The sequence below is a fragment of the Herpetosiphonaceae bacterium genome, from assembly GCA_036374795.1.
Classification (GTDB): domain Bacteria; phylum Chloroflexota; class Chloroflexia; order Chloroflexales; family Kallotenuaceae; genus LB3-1.
The window spans coordinates 16,478-33,923 of sequence record DASUTC010000159.1; the positions used below are offsets into that span (position 1 = coordinate 16,478).

Consider the following 17,446-nt stretch of genomic DNA (forward strand, 5'->3'; position numbering starts at 1 on the left):
GTCGGAGGAGCGTGGCGCAAGACGCCCCGACGGTGTATCCGCAACCATCATCGCGGCCAGGCGGTGATCGACTGATCAAAAAGGGCACGGCAGCGCCGTGCCCCTACGATTATGAATCGATCGACCAGCGAATCTAGGACTCTTCTTCCTCGTCCTCGTCGGGCGAAAGATCGGCCTCGATCTCCTCCAGGCCAACCTCCTCCTCGTCCTGCGTGTCGCCACGGAAGAAATCTTCGTCGGCCTCGTCGCCAACCTCGTCCTCGGTCAGGTCGTCGTCCTCTTGCAGGTCGTCGGTATCAAGCTCGTAGCGCAGCGGCGTGTCGCGGACGTAGGTGCGGAAGTGCGCGATGTCGCCGCCGAGCTTGCCGGGAAACGATACCCGCATGCGCTGGTAGGGCGCCTGGTAGATTTCGCGGATCAGCGCCTTGACCAGGCCAGCCTCGACGTTGGCGACGACCGCGACGTACCTGTTGCCGCCCTCGATCATCTGGATCAAGCGCTGCGCGAGCTGCGGCTCAAGCGAGCCGATCAGCCGTCCCTCGCCGTCGAACAGCCGCACGTTCTTGCCGTCGTGCTCGATCTTCAGGTCCTCGCCGATCGTCAGGCTGGCGATCACATCGCTCGACGCGATACCGGTCAGCGTCGTCAGCGCGGTCTTGCCCGTCTCGACGATGAAGATCTGCGGATCGGCATGCTTGCGCTCGGTCCTCAGATCGACGCCGCCCTCGATGTTCTGCAACTGCTCCAGCCGCGACACGTTCTTGCGCGCGATGACGTTTGAGGGATAGTGCTGGAGCGTCTCGCGGTAGTACTCAAGCGCTTTATCGTACTTGCCCAGCTCGAAGTACGCCTTGCCCAGACGGTTGAGCGTCTCGGCGTCTTTGCCCAGATCGAATAGCCGCAGATTATCGTTGATCGCGTCTTCCCACTGATTATTCGCCGCGTGCTCGATCGCCCGCTCGACCAGGCGTTTGCGCAGGCGCATTCGTTCATCTTGCTTCGTCAACCCTGTTCTCCCTGTCTATAGTTGTATCCATCATCGATCGGGAACGGGCCGCTGCCTTCCCCGACGATCGATCGTGCTTAGCCGCAGTTCTGGACCGAGCCGTACGTGTTGACGCAGTACAGCAGTTGCCCGAACGCGATGCTGTTGTTGATCCCGTGCGCGATGATGCTCGGCAGCAGCGATTGCGTCCGATCGAACGCGCCCGCCAGGCACAGGCCGCCGATAAAGGTCGCCGCCAGCAGCGCGACCGCGCCCTGCGTGATGCCGCCGAGATGGACCACCGCAAAGAGCGCCGAGCTGAGCAGATAGGCTCGTACCCGCATCGAGGGCACCAGCGCCGAGACGACCAGCGCGACCGCCAGGCTGACGACCAGCAGCCCGACATCGCTCCAGGTGTAAAAGCCAAACCCGACGATCGCCAGGATCGGCAGGCCGAGCACCAGCAGCAGTTGGATCGCGATGATCCCGATCGTCCGACGCGCGCTATTTTCGCGCAGCGCCTTGAAGATGTAGCCCCGGAAGAAGAGCTCCTCGCCGATCGGCGCGGCGACGACAGCGCCGATGAACATCAGCGCCTGCCCGACGGTATCGCCCGGCTGAAGCTGGAAGAGATCGGCCTGATCGCTCTCGATGCCGAAGTAGGCGAAGATCCAGCCGACGATGAAGTTGAGCGTGACGAACAGCAGGCCGAAGAGCACGCCCCAGCCGATCAGCCGCAGCGGACGCGGCGCGGTCAGGCCGATCCAGTGGAGCGGCAGCTTGCGAAGCACCCGCGTGCGCAGCAGCACCACTCCCGCGAAGGCCAGATTTTGCGCCGCCAGCAGCCCGAACAGCAGGCTCATCGGGAGCGTCGTGCCGTTAGGACCGAAGAGCCCCTGAAGGTCGGCTCCACCGGCAACCTGAAAGCCAATCCAGGCGATGATCACCGCGAACGACAGGATGAACGTCACCAGCAGCGCAATAATGCCGTCGGGGATGATCCACGTGGCGAGCGGCCACCTGGGCCTGGCAGGCGCGGGCGGTAGCTGCTCCGCTGGCCCATCCGGCACGGTATAGGGTTCGGCTATCACTCGATCACCATCGCTACGTGCCGCCGGGGCTGCGCCTGCTCCAGCGCCGGGCCGTCGACAAGATCGCCGCTCATCGACCACGGGCCGGTGCGCGTGATCCGAACGCTCGCCAGCCGCCCGGTCCAGTCGGCGGCGTCCTCAAAGTAGACCAGCTTGTTCTGTGGATTCCGTCCGCGCCACTTGCCCTTGGCGCGCTCCTCGACCAGCACCTCGACGGTCTGGCCCATGTAGCGCTCGTTCTGCGCGGTGGCAATCGCCGTCTGCGCGCGCTCCAGCTCGACACGCCGGAGCTGCTTCTTCCAGTACGGCACCGCCAGCGCCTCGTCGGCCTCCATCGCGGCGGCGGGCGTGCCCGGTCGGGCCGAGAAGGCGGCGATATGCACTTTGCCGAAGCCGATCTCGCTGACCAGATCGAGCGTTGCCTGGAAGTACTCGTCAGTCTCGCCCGGATGGCCGACGATGATGTCGGTGGTCATCGACACGTCGGGGATCGTCGCGCGAATCCGCCCGATCAGGTCTTTGTAGCGCTCGACGGTGTAGCCGCGCTTCATGATCTTGAGGATCGCGTTGTGACCGGCCTGCACCGGCAGGTTGATCTCCGGCATACACCTGGGCAGCCGCGCTACGGTATCGATCAGCTTCTGCGTCATCCAGGCCGGATGCGAGGTCAGGAAGCGCAGCCGCAGCAGGCCGGGCGTCTCGTGGACGACTTCCAGCAGATCGGCCAGGTCGGGGCGGCCCGGCAGATCGTGGCCGTACGAGTCGACGATCTGGCCCAGCAGCGTGATCTCTTTCGCGCCACGGGCCACCACGCGCCGACATTCCTCGGCGATCTCCGCGATGGGCCGCGACCGCTCACGACCGCGCCGCAGCGGGATCACGCAGTAGGAGCAGCTCATGTTGCAGCCGTAGATGATCGGCACGTACACATGCACGGGCGGGTGCTTGTCGTCGGCGATCGGCAGCACCGGCTCGTCGAACGAGTAGACCGGGTTCGGCACCCGCGCGATCACCTCATCGACCGCGCTGGGCGACACGAAATGATCGACCATCGGCAGCTTATTTTTGAAGATCGATTGGTTATCCGGGCCGACCATACAGCCCCACAAGACGATCGTGGTATCTGGTTTCTGCTCTTTGAGATGTGCCAGCGAGCCGAGCTTGCCCATGATCCGCTCTTCGGCGCTCTCGCGAACGCTGCACGAGTTCAACACAATAAAATCGGCGTCCTCGGCCTGCTCGGTAGGCGAGTAGCCGACGCCTTGCAGCGCTGCCTCAAGCCGCTCCGAGTCGGAGACGTTCATCTGGCAGCCGACGGTCCAGATATGATATTTTCCCATCGCAAACACCCATGCGGACAGCACGCCACGCTAGCCGCGCGGCCTTGCTCCCCGCTACACACACGCTTTTCTGTAAGCGAGCATTATAACATACGCCTAAACCGCTCGCCGGGCAGGGGAAGAAGGGGTCGGGGGAAGACGTTTCGAGTTCTGTGCTCAGGCCCTCATCCCCCAGCCCCTTCTCCAGGCCCAAAGGGCACCTCCTGCGGCATAGGAGAAGGGGAGCCACTGGTTCTCAGTTCTTGGTTTATCCGTCTCCTTCTCGATACTGTAGCGCCTGCAAAAAGCGCTCGGCGATCACAGCATGGCCGGCGGCGTTGGCATGTACGTCGCCTGCCGCGATGTAGGTGTAGCGGTAGACGCTGCCCCCGGCGAAGGCGCGATCCACATCGGCTACGGCCACGCCGCGCGCCGTGGCTGCCCGCGTGATCGCCCCGTTGAGCTGTGCGCTCCAGTACGCGGGCGTGGTCTGGTCCGCCGGGTCGCCCGGAAACGGATTGTAGTAGGTCATGATCGCGATGTCGGCGGTGCGACCGCCCAGGCGGGTGCTGGTCGCGGCGATCAGCTGGTCGAGCGTGGTGCCGATGTTCGCCTCGATCGTCGCGATCATGCGGCGACGCGCCTCGTCCGAGGCGGATTGGACCGCCCGCGCATCGTTGCCGCCGATGTCGAGGGTGATCGGGCTGACGCGCTTCCCGGCGGCGCGCTGCTCACGGATAAACGCCAGCGCCTGCGGCAGCTGGCGGCGCAGCAGCGATGCGCTCGTCTCGCCGGGGATCGCCAAGTTGCGCACCTCGATCGGCTGCCGGGCCTGAAGCGCTGCGGCTATGCGCGCGACATAGGCCTCCTGGGGCTGCTCGACGATAAAGCCAGCCGCCAGCGAGTCGCCGAGCGCAAGATAGACCTCGCCGGGTCCTGTGGGCGTGTATGAGCGAGCAGCAGCCTGGGTCCGTGCCCAGTACCAGCCGCCGCTGAGCAATACAGTCAGCAGAATCAGAGAAGGGATCAAAAAGCGTCGCATAGAGACATTATAGCCCGAACCAATCGGCGGGCCGGGCTGCATCTGTTACCAAGTGTGAACGAGGCAGGCGTGATGGTACGCGGCGGTGATCAGCACGATCGAAGCCTTGACGGCTCGCAGGTCTGCGGCGCGCCCGGCTCAGGGCAGAGCGCGGGTTGTCGGTGGGATTGACGCCTGTCAGAGCGGCTGATCGTCGGGCGTGACAGTTGTGAGCGGCAGCCGAATCGTAAAGGTCGAGCCGCTGCCCTCGGCGCTCTGGACCGTGAGCGTGCCGCCGTGCTGCTCGACGATCTGCTTGGCGCTGGTCAGGCCGATTCCTGTCCCGCGCACTCTCCCGACCACGTTATGCGCGCGATGGAATGGCTCGAAAATATGCGGCAGGTCGTTCGCGGGAATGCCCAGGCCATGATCCCGAACATTGATCAGCACATGGGCTTCGGGTGCTGCCACCTGCGTCACTTCGACCGTGATCTCGCCGCCGTCGGGGCTGTACTTAATCGCGTTGGACAGCAGATTCGCCAGCACCCGCTCCAGCCGCGACGTGTCGTACAGGCCGACTAAGGAGGGCACGTCGGCGACCACGCTGATCTGGTGGTGATCGGTTGCCTGCTGATACTCTGCGACGGTCTGCCGGACAAGCGCGACCAGATCGGTCGGCAGCAGATCGAGATCGATCGTCTGGCCTTCCTGAAGCCGGGCAAAATCGAGCAGCTCGTTGAGCAGCCCGGTCATCTTCTTGGTCGTGGCGTCGATCTTCGACAGGCCATCTTCAAGCCAATCGACACCCGGCAGATCGCGCCCGCCGCGTCGCTGCAAGAAATTGGCGTAGCCTTTGATCGCGCTCAGGGGATTTTTGAGATCGTGGGAGACGATCAAGATTAATTCGTTGCGGGTGCGCACCGCCTGCTGTGCCTCGCGGTAGAGCCGCGCGTTGTCGACGGCGAGTGCACAGCGGCGCATCAGCTCCGCCGCCTGCGCCAGATCGTCATCGGTGTAGCAGTGGTTGGCCGAGACAAACGTGGCCGCGCCAAGCGTCCGCCCATGCGCGAGCAGCGGCACGATCATGTAGGACTTGAAGCCCAACCGCTGCAACGCCTGATAATGCTCCTCGTCGTAGCTGACGTAGCGTAGCTGATCGTCGGATACCTCCGACACCATCTGTGCGCGTCCGCTGTGCAGCACCTCCATGATCGGACTTTCCGGGTCGTCGTCGATCGGGCGGCGACGCTGGATCTCGCGGATCAGCCCTTCGAGATCTGAGTTCACATGCGCGACCGCCGGACGCTGGAGCGTGCCGTCCTCTCCGAGCAGGTGAACGATACACCAGTCGGCCAGATGCGGGATCGCAAGGTGGACGACGCTGGCGATCGTCGACTCGTAATCGAGCGAGTCGGCCAGGATGCTGCCCGCCTGCGCCAGGAAGCGCTGATGCTCCTCGCCGCGTCTGCGCTCGGTGACATCGTAAAAGGTGCTGACGGCGGCGGTGATGTTGCCGTGTCGATCGCGGATCGGCGTGGAGCTGACGCAGATCGTGCCCGTCGTTCCATCGCCGCGCAGCACGTCGATCTCCTCGTCGACGACAACCTCTCCCGTGAGGATCGAGCGCGCCAGGGGCCACTCCTCGGCCTGGTACGGGCGTCGGTCGTGGTGAAAGCCCCGGTAGCGATCGTACTCCGCGATGTTCGCTGCCGGGAAGAAGGGATAGCGCAGAATGCGCGCCAGTTGCTCGTTGCCGAGGACCAACTTTCCAGAGGGGGCTTCCGCGATAGCAACGCCTGCGGGCATCTGGCACAGCACCGCCTCGAAGCGTGCCCGCTCGCTCTCCAACTGCTGGTGCAGCCGCTCGCGCTCCGCGCGTGCGTGCTGCTGCTCGGTGATGTCACGATTGACTGAGACATAGCCGATCACGCGACGGTCGGCATCGTAGATCGCGCGCATCGCCGTCTCGATCTGTAGCTCGTGGCCGTCGCGATGCCGCTGAACAACGCGGCCACTCCAATGCGCTTGCTCTTTGAGCATGGCAAGCGCCTGCTCTCGGCTGCTGCCGTCGCCGTAGCGCAGGATCGGAATCACCTCGTCGATCGCCTTCCCTTGCACCTGGGCTGCTTGCCAGCCGTAGATCATCTCGCTCGCCGGATTCCAGATCTGGATCTGAAGGTCAATATCGGTGGCGATAATTGCATCGTTGACGCTTTGGAGCAGCAAGTTTTGGTAATCTTGCATACGGAGCGCCTCAGTATATTCGCGTTCCACGCGATTCTTGAACATTCCGACGAGCACAGCCAGACCAGGCGCGGTGCCGACGACCACGGCGACGCGGATCATGCCGTTGAACGTATAGTGGAGCGGCTGACCCGGTATTGCAAAGATATAGAGCGCGTACAGCACCGTGATCCCGGCGCTGATCAACCCTGCTTCACGTCCTTCTCGAAAGGCAGTGTATACAATCGGCAGGAACAACGGCGCGACCAATGGAATGTCGAGCAGCGTCCGCGACATAACCTCGCTGATCAGCGCGACGACGAGCGTGATGAGAGGGCCTTTTCGTGGCGGCCAGCGATGTATAGTGAGTCTTTTACGTTCGACTGTCAAGGAGGTAGACATGGCTCGGCTCCTTGCCCCGATCTATTCTGTTTTGCCCGTTGTAGCCCACGCCAAGCGTATCGAGATCTGTTCGAGCTGCTGTAGCATAGGCTGGTACAGACCGCTGGTACGACCTCATAAGCTCGGCACTTAAGTTTGGGGGGTGAGGGGATGCCGAGTTGTTCCCGTTGTCCTCAAGAAGCAAGCCCGATGGCCTGATAGCGACGAAAAGCCTCTTGCCTATGTGTTTGTGGGAAATGTCGATGCCTGGGCATATATTAAAGAGGATGGGGTGCCGGAGTCACGCTCCTATCCAATGCCCGATACACTAGCTGTCGTATTGCCACCCATTGTAGCACAAATTTAACACAAGATATAGACGGCCAGTAGTCCGGCGCTCGATTCTGGCCCTGCGCCGCCCCAGCGCTGGGACTGACAGGAGCACGAAACACATGGAGCCGCGCGCCGCTGCCGGGCTTAAGCGGGCGGCGCGTAAGCCCGCTCCAACGCCACGAGATCCAGATGCAGCGTTGCCAGATCCGCGACAAGAAGCTGCGGTGTCGTGAGCGGCGTGAGCGTGGCGATGGTTTTGTAGTAGCAATGGCAGCGCTCACAGGTAACGGCGCGCTGAGTCGCTTCCTGCGCCTCTTCATAGAGGTAGGCGATGTCAGCGTGGGCGCGCGAGCCGCAGAAGGGACAGCGCAGCCGCTCCAGCGGCCAGCCGCTCGCGCACAGGCCACAGCGCAGCACGCGGGCCTGCTCGATGCCGCGCTGCTCCGCCAGCAAGGGCCACGCGCCGCAGGTGGGACAGTAGCCCGGCTGCCAGTCGATCGGCTGCCGTAGCGGCTGAAGCCGGAGCGCTACCTGCTCCAGGGTCGGCAGCAGCGTCCAGCGCAGCAGCGTCGCGGCCAGCCCCGCATCCAGGTCCAGGCGCGCGGCATGATCGGCAACCGCGCCGGGATCTCCAGCCAGCACCTCGACGGCCAGGCCAGGTACATCGAGCGCGCCGCGCTGCGCGGCCTGGCTCAGCGCACGCGCGGCGGTGCTATCGGCGGCGGGCTGTTCGATAAGGGCGCCGCAGAGCTGCCGGAAGCGCTCGTGGAGCCAGGTGTGATCCAGCGCCAGCGACTCGCCGCGCAGCAGCGGCACGCCCGCCGCCAGCTTGGTTGCGGCGTGGGCCGGATCGAGCGTAAGCTGCGGCAACGGCGGCGTGTCGCGAAACGCCACGCGCAGCAAGGCCGCGTGAGTCGTCGCCAGCGCTGCCAGGTCGGGGCGCTCCTCGGCGAGCCGCGCAAGCTGATGTAGCGCCTGCTCGGCGTCGGCCCGTAGCGGCTTGTGGCGATCGAGGAATTTACTGATCGGATTGCGGAGCACGTTTCTTTCCTCTGCGTTGGCCCTCGCCCGCGCGCACGGCCTCATCGATCAGCCAGGCGACGAACTGCGGCGAGGTGATGGCGGCTTCCCAGTCGTAGCGCACGTTGAGGCAAATCCCGCGAGTAGGGCCGTAGGGCGGGCCAATCTCGGCGATGATCCGCTCCAGCGCGGCGTCGAGCGCGTCCGGCTCGGGATCGAGCGCGACAAGCTGATGCAGCACCCGCCGCTTCAGCTCCATGCCCGCCAGATCCGCCTGCTGGTCGCGGGCGCGCTGACGCGGCAGCAGATCGCCGCCCGCCAGCAAGAGATAGGCCAGATCGGCGGGTCGGAGCGGCGCTGCCAGATCCTCGCGATCATCCGGTTGGCCCGGCCCGCTCATGGCTGCGATTCTCCCACAAAGACCTTCGATCGCGGCCTGAAGTCCTCGGTGTAATTGCCGGGGTCCGCGCCCGGCCCGCCGCCGCGCGCGCGGCCCGCCTCCGGACCACAGCCTGCCAGCGCCGCCAGCAGCGCCAGCAGCAGCAGCACGCGCCGCGCGGTCTGAGTGGTGAGGTGTGGCATGCGTCTCCTCTTTCGAGCTTCAAGTTTCAAGTTTCGAGTTTCGAGTTCAGGGTTCTCGCGCTTGTTCCTTCGCCCAAAGGGCACCCGCCCTGATCCCTTGTTCTCTCGGACCTGGTTCCTGGTTCTTGGTTCTTTCGTCATCGTCCGGCGATCGTCAGCTCTTGCCCGGCCATCAGGATGCTGTAGCGCAGGATAAACCCGCCGATCAGCACCAGGATCGCCGGTAGCACCATGTTCTGACCGCCGCGCAGACGCGGCATGAAGCGCAGCGCCAGCGGCAGCAGCAGCCCGAGCAGGCCGGTGCCGATCAGCAGCAGCAGCCCGAAGCGGCTGCGGATCAGCGGCATGGCGAGCGCGCCCAGCGAGACAAAAAAGGCCCCGATCAGCAGCAGCTCCAGCCCGATCGCCAGCGAGTCGGCGGTTTCGAGGCGCTCCAGCGAGCCGCGCGAGGTTGAGCGCCGCCGTAGCAGCAGCATCGTCGCGATGCCCGTCGAGGCCGCCGATGCCAGGAACAGCGCGCCGATCAGCGGGCTATCGCTCCAGAACGGCTGGTTGGTCGCGGTCAGCAGCGCGCCGGTGTACGAGGCGATAAAAAAGCCCACGCCCGCCGCCAGCAGCTCGAAGCCCAGGCCGATCGGGCCGCGATGCAGCCAGCGCGCCAGATTGCTGAAGCGTCCCAGGCCGAAGCGCCGATCCTCGGCCAGCACGCCCAGGAAGGAGAGGAACGAGAGGCCGCCAAAGATGAAGAGCGCCCACGATCCGACCGACATCGGCGACCAGTATTTGAACATCGGCCAGAAGGTTTCCGACTGGATCAGCATGTGCCAGAAGCGCTCAGGCCGTCCCAGGTCCAGAATCAGCAGGATGCCGCAGATCGCGACCAGCGGAAAGGCCAGATAGTACGCGACCTTCGCCAGCTCGCGATCTTCCTCGGAGCCGATCAGCTCGATCAGCGCGGCCATGAAATAGGCTCCGGCGGCGATGCCGCCAAGATAAAAGTAGAAGACCAGCCACCATTCCCAGTGCGGCGAGGCGACGATTCGATCGACGGGCATTAGCGCACCTCCTCCCGACGCTCCTCTGCGAAACGATCCATGCGCCGCTTGCGGAAGCTGACCAGCCCGATCACGGCCATTGCCAGCGCGCTGCCGATGCTCCACAGCGACGAGGGCAGCACGGTGCGGCTCGGCAGCTTGGGATTCGACGGCAGGCTATAGACTTCGGGCTCGTCCATCAGCAGATAGAAGGCGTTGAGGCCGCCCAGGATCTGCTCGTCGGCACCGTAGAGCCGCGCCTGGGTCAAGCCCTGATCGTGAAGCTGCTTGACGCGGGCGTCGGCGCGCTGCCTCAGCTCCTCGATCGGCCCGAACTGGATCGATGCCGTGGGACAGGCTTGCGCGCAGGCCGGTGTCAGGCCGTGCTGCATCCGATCGTAGCACAGCGTGCATTTTTTGGCGGTGCCCTTGCCCTCGTTCTCCGATCCGCTCATGTGGATCACGCCGAAGGGACAGGCGGCCATACAGTCGCGGCAGCCGTTGCAGACCTGCTGCTGGATATAGACGCTGTCGAACTCGGTGCGCATGATCGCGCCCGTGGGGCAGACATCCAGGCAGGGCGCGTTGACGCAGTGCTTGCACACATCCGACATCATCAGCCATTGCAGGTTATCGCGGCTGGCGTCGGTGGGCTCGTAGCTGGCCTGGCCGTTCAGCTCCGACTTTTCGATGAACCTGACATGTCGCCAGTTGACCGCCGACAGCGAGCCGGTGTTGTCGTAGCTCATGCCGGTCAGCGCTCGCGTCGCGCCGGGATTGCTGCCGTCCGCCGCTGGCTGCTCGGCAAGCTCGGCCTCCAGATCGTTCCACTGGTGGCAGGCGACCTGGCACGCCTTACAGCCGATGCAGACCGATGTATCCGTGTAAAAACCCATGGGCTGGCTCATTGGGCTGCTCCTCGCGGAGAACAAGCCAACAAAGAACAAACAAAGAAGCTGCGTATGTTGTTCTTTGTTCTCTGTTCTTTGTTCTCCTATTCCGGCTCCACATTACACACAAAGACCTTCGCCTCGTGGATCTGGACGTTGGGATCGCCGACCATCGCGGCCAGGTTGTTGACGACATCACCTCGCGCGATGCCTTTGTAGCCCCAGTGCCAGGGCATGCCCACCTGATGCACGATCTTGCCGCCGATGTTGAACGGACGCATCCGCTTGGTCACGAGCGCTTTGGCCCGAATCGTCGCGCGCGGCGTCGAGATTTTGACCATCTGCGTGTTACGGATGCCCTTCTCCTGCGCCAGCTCCGGGCTGATCTCGACAAACAGCTCAGGCTGAAGCTCGGCCAGCCACGGCACCCACCGGCTCATCGAGCCGCTCAGGTGATGCTCCGTCAGCCGATAGGTTGACAGAATGTGTGGGTAGGCCGGATCGCCCGTTTTCGCCAGGGCATTGCCCTCGACATCGTAGTGCTTGTAGACCGGGTTGTTCTGCTGCGTGTAGAGCATATTTTCCACCGGCGACTCGGCAGGCTCGTAGTGGGTCGGGAGCGGCCCGTCGGTCAGGCCCGACGGCGCGAACAGCCAGGCCTTGCCGTCGGCCTTCATGATGAACGGATCTGCGCCGCTGTGGAAGTCCAGGCCGACACCGTTGGGCTTGGGCTGCGCCGTGGGCGCTTTCGTCACCGGAAAATCGGGCACCTCGCCCTCGATGCCGGTCCACTTGCCTTTGATGATGTTGCCCTGCGCGTCCCTCGTCTCGCCGTCGGGGTCCCACCAGATAAAGCCTTTGGCCGCGCCCGACGGATCGAACTCGCGCGCCAGCCGCGCCTCCTTGGGCCACGGATTGCCCGCCGGATCAGCCGAGGCGCGGTTGTACATCAGGTGACGGTTGGCAGGCCAGGCGAAGGCCCACTTGGGCGAGATCCAGCGGCCTTTCTCGCGCGACGCCGCGCGGTTAACGCCGTCGGGATTCGCGTCGTCGGGGGCGTAGATGCCGGAGTAGATCCACCCGCCGCAGGCGGTTGTGCCGTCGTCCTTGAGATCGCCGAAGCCCCTGACCGGCTTGCCCGTGTCGGTGAAGTAGCCGTTGATCTCTTTGACCACGCGCGTGGCCGATGGCTCGTCTTTGATCCGCCACGGCGCGTTCTCTTCCTCGTCGATGTAGTCCCAGGTCAGCGCCTTGATCCCGGCGTCGCGCGGATTAGCGCTATCCTGGTACAGCTCCTTGAGCCGCAGCCCCAGATGTACCGTAAACCACAGGTCGGAGCGCGCGTCCTCAGGCGGATCGACCGCCCGATCGTGCCACTGCACAAGCCGCTGCGTGTTGGTGAACGAGCCGTCCATCTCCGGCACGGCGGCGGCGGGGATGAAGAAGATCTCGGTCTGGATGCTGGTCGGATCGAGCTTACCCTCGTCGACTTCGGGCGAGTCCTTCCAGAAGCTCGCGGTTTCGGTTTCAAAGATGTCTTTGACGACCAGCCACTTAAGCTGTGCCAGCGCCCGCCGCTGAAAGCCCGCGTTCTGCCCGCCGACCGCCGGGTTCTGGCCCATAGCGAAGAAGCCTTCCATCTTGCCCTCGGCCATGTGGACGAACATCGGCATGTGCGAGTGGTCGCCGACGATCTTGGGCTGCCAGGCATAGCCGTAGTCACTGTCGGCGGTCGCGGCGTCGCCGTACCAGGCCTTGAGCAGCGAAACCATAAACTTGGGCATGTTCGACCAGTAGGCGGTCGGTGTTACCTCAGTTTCAAGGTAGTCGCTCAGGGTATCGTGCTTTTTGAGCGCGCTGGGCGTGTTCAGGTAGCCCGGCAGCAGGTTGTAGAGCGTCGGAATATCGGTCGATCCCTGGATCGTGGCGTGGCCGCGCAGCGCGAGAATCCCGCCGCCGGGTCGCCCGATGTTGCCGAGCAGCGATTGCAGGATCGTTGCGGCGCGAATGATCTGCACGCCAACGGTATGCTGTGTCCAGCCCACGGCATAGACCACCATGCCGGTACGATCCGGCCCTGAGTTCTGCGTGAGCGTCTCGGCAACCTTGAGAAACACCGCCTGGGGACAGCCCGTTGCCTGCTCGACCATCTCCGGCGTGTAGCGGGCGTAGTGCCGCTTCAAGATCTGAAAGACGCAGTTCTCGTCCTGAAGCGTCAGGTCTTGCCGGGGCCGCCCGCCGACGAGCTTGCCCACGCGCGCCGAGAACGACTGTGACTCATCCTGCGCGGGCGTAGGCTGATTCTGGCCCTCCGGCGCGTCGGTCTGATACTTCCAGGTAGCCGAGTCGTACCTGCGGCCTTCGGCGTTGTACCCGGAGAAGAGTCCGTCCAGCTCCTCGGCATCCTGGTAGGCCGGATCGATCAGCGTGGCCGCGTTGGTGTAGTTGACGACATAATCACGGAAATATGTGTCGCTGGTCAGGATATAGTTGATCAGGCCGCCCAGGAACACGATGTCCGATCCGGCGCGGATCGGCGCGTGAATGTCGGCCATCGCCGAGGTGCGCGTAAAGCGCGGATCGACATGGATCATCTTGGCTCCGCGCGCCTTGCCTTTCATCGCCCAGCGAAAGCCCACCGGGTGGCACTCGGCGAAGTTGGAGCCCATGATCATGATGAAGTCGGAGTTTTGCAGATCTTGCTGAAACGTCGTAGCGCCGCCACGACCATAGCTTGAGCCCAGACCGGGCACAGTGCTAGAGTGTCATATGCGCGCCTGATTTTCGATGAACACGATGCCCAGCGCACGCATCAGCTTGAGATGCACGTAGTTCCACTCGTTGTCCATCGTCGCGCCGCCCAGCGAGCCGATCGCCAGCGTGTGGTTGACCTGCTTCTGCACCTGATTGCCGTCTTTGTCGGTGGTGCTGAAGCTCTCGGCAAAGGTGCGGTCGCGCGTCTCTTTGACAAGCTGCGCGATGCGCTCCATCGCCCAGTCGAGCGGCTTCTCTTCCCAGTCGGTCGCTCCCGGCGCGCGATATTTGACCCTGGTCGAGCGCAGCGGGTTGACGGCCAGTTGCAGCGAAGCCGCGCCCTTGGGGCAGAGATTTCCCTCAGAGATCGGCGAGTCGGGGTTGCCCTCGATGTTGATGATCGTATCCTGGCCGGTAGCCGCGTCTTTTTTGACGCTGATCAGTGTGCCGCAGCCGACCGCGCAGTAGGGGCAGATGCTCGGCACGTCGCGCGCGTCGGCGATCTTGAGCTTCTGGGCCAGGCTTTTGGCTGCGGTCAGATCTGCGCCGAACGCCAGAATGCCGCCGAGCGCGAAGCCGCCCGCTGCCGCACCGCGCAAGAGATCGCGTCGGCTGACGGATTTGCTCAGAGGGTCCATACGGGTATCCCTTTCTGTTCCTGAACGATGCAGGATGCCGATCGACTGAAGGAAAAGTGGGACGTGGTGCTGCAATAAATGTGCCGGGGACGCTACGATGATCGTAGTACGTTTGTGGGAGCGTGTCAACTCGTCTGGTGCGTCGAATAGGCGAACGCTTAAACGTTCCCGACCCTGGCACGCAGGCTCGTATCTTCCGCGTGGCACTCAGGCACATGCACCAGCGGCACCTCCTCGCCGAGCGGGATGCTGACGCGCACCTCGGTGCCCTCGCCGGGCGCGCTATCGATCTGGAGCGTGCCGCCGACCAGATTAGCGCGCTCCTGCATGCCGAAGATCCCGACGCCCTGGCCGTGCGGCGTTGGCCCGAGCACCGCCCGATCGAAGCCGCGCCCATCGTCCTCGATGCGCGCCGTCACCACGTCGGCGCGGCTCAAGTCCAGGTCGATCTCGACGTACGAGGCGGCGGCGTACTTCAAGATATTGGTGATCGTCTCCTGAATGATGCGATAGAGCGCCGTCTCGATCGGCGGCGGCAGGCGACGGCCCTCGCCGCGCATCTGGAGATCGACGCGCAGGCCCGCCGCTTCCAGACGATGCTGCGCCTGCCAGCGCAGCGCGGCGGCCAGTCCAAGGTCGTCCAGCAGCGAGGGCCGCAGATCGGCGATGATCGCGCGGACGCCGCCCAGCGTGCGATCGACGACCTCACGGACGCGGCCCAGCCCGCCTAGCAGCGAGGGCGTCATCTGATCGGCCTCCGTGCTCAGCACCGTGTCGATATAGATGCCGAGCGTCGCCAGCGATTGCGCCGTCTCGTCGTGCAGCTCGCGCGCGATCCGCCGACGCTCCTCCTCCTGCGCCGAGATCACCTGCTGGGTCAGTTGCTCGGTCAGACGGCGCGAGCGCTCAAGCGCCAGCTTGTCCTCCTGCAGGCGGTCGAGCATGGTGTTGAAGGTATGCGCCAGCCGTGCCAGATTCGGCTCGCCGTGCCTGATTTCTTCGGCGCGCACGCTCAGATCGCCACCGGCCACCAGCTCGGAGACGGTTTGCAGCACCAGCAGAGGCCGCAGCGCCAGCCGCAGCAGGACATAGTTGGCGGCGATGCTCAGCAGCAGCCCCAGGCTGGCGAAGCTCACGGTCAGCGCGATGCTCGACTGTTGCGCCAGCGTGCGGGTAATGGTGGTCCCGGCGGCAGCGCCCAGAAAGACGATCGCGCTGTTCACGGCTAGAATTTGATACAGCAGCGGCCATTTACGCATATGGTTTCCTGCACTGATTCACGATTATTCTGCGCTAAGTGTAGCACTGATGCTCAACTTACTTATGCATGGCGGCTCCGCCACACCGCCAGCGGAAAGCGGACTACGGCGGTCCAGATCCGCTTCCAGCGCCAGGGCTGCCGCACCAGCCGAAAGAGCCACTCCAGGCCCAGCCGGCGCATCCAGCGCGGCGCGCGCACAACCCGACCTGAGATGTAGTCGAGCGTGCCGCCGACGCCGAGCGCCACGGGTATTTGGAGCGCTGGCTGATTGCGCGCGATCCAGAGATCCTGCGCCGGAGAGCCGTAGGCCACGAGCAAAATATCGGGCCGCGCCGCCCGAATCCGCGCGTGGATCTCCGGCTCGTCGCTCGGCTGCGGCGAGCCGGCGTAGCACCCGGCGATGACCACGCCTGGAAAGCGCTGCTTCAGCACGGCGGCGGCGGCCTCGGCGATCCCCGGCGCGGCTCCGAGCAGATACAGGCGCAGGCCGCTGCTGGCGCTTAGCGCCGCCAGTCGCTCGCACAGCTCGATGCCGGGCACGCGATTGCGGAGTGTCTGGCCGGTCCAGCGCGCGGCGAAGTTCAGGCCAACGCCGTCGGGAACCGCCAGGTCGGCCTGTTGGAGCGTCTTGAGAAACGCCGGATGCCGCTGTGCCGCCATCACAAATTCGGGGTTGACCGTCACCACATGATGGGCCTTGCCGTCGCGGGCCAGGGCTGCAATCCGCGCGACCGCCTGATCCATCGAGACATCATCGATGCGCACGTCGAGCAGGGTGATCGAAGCATACGTCTGTTGCATGGCTGAACTATACCGCAACTTCTACCCGCTTAACGACGAAACGGACCCGTTTGGGTCCGCCTCTGTGTCGAGTTCCAGGTGCCAAGCTCCCGGTTCTTAGTTCTGCGCTTCCGTCCCCTACGGCGCTGTCACCTCAAGTGGCACGGTCTGCTTGGTGCCGTCCGTGAAGGTCAGCTCAAGGTCGATCGTGTAGTCGCCGGCAACCGGAAAGTACTTCTCGTAATCGGCTGGCTCAAGCGTGAGCTTGCCGTTGGAGTTTTCGCGAATGACCTGGCCTTTGGCGCTCTCGGCACCTGCCGGAGCCTGGCTGACCGTCCACTTATAGTTAGTAACGCCCGCGACCTCTCTGGTGGTATCCAGCACTAGCGGCTGATCGCGCTGAAGTCTGAGGTCGGACGGCACGAGCCCTTCTAGCTCCGCGCCAGCCTGTTCGAGCAACGCCTGGGCGGTCGGATCGTTGAGCGCCGCAGCAGCGGTCTGCTCCGCGCCGGGCGGTATCGATGCCGAGCTGACGGCGGAAGCGGCCTCGTTGGCACCCTGCTCGACCTCGGCAGGCCCGCAGGCCGCCAGGACCAGCAGCATGCCGACGAACAAAAGCTTGAGAATCTTCATATGGCTCTCTCCTTGCTACTCTGCTTCGGATCAGCAGCGTGCAAGAAGTGGGCCAATATGTCTACAGTGCGAACGTTTGGAGAAACGGATACGGTAGTTCTTTGCGATAGGGCGCGTAGCGCTCCAGCTCACGCAGCAGCATGTGCAGCTCGTTGCGTTGCAGGGGTTGCTCGTACGTTTCGCGTAGCACGCCCAGCTGTGCGCGTCGCTCGGCACACGGCTCACAGCTATACCGTTTATCGCGGAGTGTGAGCATCCCATCTTCTACCAGCTCATTGAGCGCGGTTTCGACGCTCCAGATGTCGCGGCACACGCGAGCTGCCATCTCGCCTGGTGTGGCGCGAAGCGAGCTATGCTCCATGAAGGTGAGAACAATAGCCAGTTTGCAGGATGTGTTAACTGCGGTTTCAAGGAGTTGAGTAACTTGGGGGTCCAACATCGTGGGCCTCCTTCTTCTTTTCTGATCTTCGTCGACCAGTCAAGACAGTAAACTTGCGAGCT

15 protein-coding genes are annotated in these 17,446 nt (G+C 64.1%); all 15 read right to left on the minus strand.

All coding sequences use genetic code 11. The annotated features are described in order from the left end of the window. Window positions 1-133: 133 nt before the first annotated feature. The 15 genes from VFZ66_11425 to VFZ66_11495 all read right to left on the minus strand — a co-directional run bounded on the left by VFZ66_11425 (window position 134) and on the right by VFZ66_11495 (window position 17,270). The gene (locus VFZ66_11425; protein ID HEX6289796.1) at window positions 134-1,006 is read right to left on the minus strand and encodes a tetratricopeptide repeat protein; all 873 of its coding nucleotides are present in this window, start codon (window positions 1,004-1,006) and stop codon (window positions 134-136) included. 77 nt (window positions 1,007-1,083) lie between these two features. Next, a complete protein-coding gene (locus VFZ66_11430; GenBank protein ID HEX6289797.1) occupies window positions 1,084-2,076 on the minus strand; it encodes a type II CAAX endopeptidase family protein in 993 nt (330 codons plus the stop codon). Continuing rightward, the gene (miaB, locus tag VFZ66_11435; protein HEX6289798.1) at window positions 2,073-3,416 is read right to left on the minus strand and encodes a tRNA (N6-isopentenyl adenosine(37)-C2)-methylthiotransferase MiaB; all 1,344 of its coding nucleotides are present in this window, start codon (window positions 3,414-3,416) and stop codon (window positions 2,073-2,075) included. The genes VFZ66_11430 and miaB overlap by 4 nt, the downstream gene beginning before the upstream one ends. Window positions 3,417-3,663: 247 nt before the next feature. Further along, window positions 3,664-4,437, minus strand: a complete 774-nt coding sequence (locus VFZ66_11440) for an SGNH/GDSL hydrolase family protein (protein ID HEX6289799.1) — start codon at window positions 4,435-4,437, stop codon at window positions 3,664-3,666. 177 nt (window positions 4,438-4,614) lie between these two features. Further along, entirely contained in the window at window positions 4,615-7,041 is a 2,427-nt protein-coding gene (locus tag VFZ66_11445; GenBank protein HEX6289800.1) for an ATP-binding protein, read from the minus strand. A gap of 456 nt (window positions 7,042-7,497) precedes the next feature. Beyond that, entirely contained in the window at window positions 7,498-8,394 is an 897-nt protein-coding gene (locus VFZ66_11450; protein ID HEX6289801.1) for a formate dehydrogenase accessory protein FdhE, read from the minus strand. Continuing rightward, window positions 8,372-8,773: a hypothetical protein gene (locus tag VFZ66_11455; GenBank protein HEX6289802.1), complete on the minus strand. Its 402-nt coding sequence runs from the start codon at window positions 8,771-8,773 to the stop codon at window positions 8,372-8,374. The genes VFZ66_11450 and VFZ66_11455 overlap by 23 nt, the downstream gene beginning before the upstream one ends. Beyond that, the gene (locus VFZ66_11460) at window positions 8,770-8,955 is read right to left on the minus strand and encodes a hypothetical protein (GenBank protein ID HEX6289803.1); all 186 of its coding nucleotides are present in this window, start codon (window positions 8,953-8,955) and stop codon (window positions 8,770-8,772) included. Before VFZ66_11460 ends, VFZ66_11455 begins: the two co-directional genes overlap by 4 nt. A 137-nt stretch (window positions 8,956-9,092) precedes the next feature. Continuing rightward, the gene (gene nrfD, locus VFZ66_11465; GenBank protein HEX6289804.1) at window positions 9,093-10,010 is read right to left on the minus strand and encodes an NrfD/PsrC family molybdoenzyme membrane anchor subunit; all 918 of its coding nucleotides are present in this window, start codon (window positions 10,008-10,010) and stop codon (window positions 9,093-9,095) included. After that, a complete protein-coding gene (locus VFZ66_11470; GenBank protein HEX6289805.1) occupies window positions 10,010-10,897 on the minus strand; it encodes a 4Fe-4S dicluster domain-containing protein in 888 nt (295 codons plus the stop codon). Before VFZ66_11470 ends, nrfD begins: the two co-directional genes overlap by 1 nt. A gap of 86 nt (window positions 10,898-10,983) precedes the next feature. Then, window positions 10,984-14,271, minus strand: a complete 3,288-nt coding sequence (gene fdh, locus VFZ66_11475) for a formate dehydrogenase (protein ID HEX6289806.1) — start codon at window positions 14,269-14,271, stop codon at window positions 10,984-10,986. 158 nt (window positions 14,272-14,429) lie between these two features. Then, on the minus strand, window positions 14,430-15,530 hold the full coding sequence (locus VFZ66_11480) for an ATP-binding protein (GenBank protein HEX6289807.1): 1,101 nt from the start codon (window positions 15,528-15,530) through the stop codon (window positions 14,430-14,432). 62 nt (window positions 15,531-15,592) lie between these two features. Then, on the minus strand, window positions 15,593-16,333 hold the full coding sequence (locus tag VFZ66_11485) for a WecB/TagA/CpsF family glycosyltransferase (protein ID HEX6289808.1): 741 nt from the start codon (window positions 16,331-16,333) through the stop codon (window positions 15,593-15,595). Between the two features lie 117 nt (window positions 16,334-16,450). Then, window positions 16,451-16,945, minus strand: a complete 495-nt coding sequence (locus VFZ66_11490; GenBank protein HEX6289809.1) for a hypothetical protein — start codon at window positions 16,943-16,945, stop codon at window positions 16,451-16,453. A 61-nt stretch (window positions 16,946-17,006) separates the two neighbouring features. Further along, the gene (locus VFZ66_11495; GenBank protein ID HEX6289810.1) at window positions 17,007-17,270 is read right to left on the minus strand and encodes a hypothetical protein; all 264 of its coding nucleotides are present in this window, start codon (window positions 17,268-17,270) and stop codon (window positions 17,007-17,009) included. Window positions 17,271-17,446 lie beyond the last annotated feature (176 nt).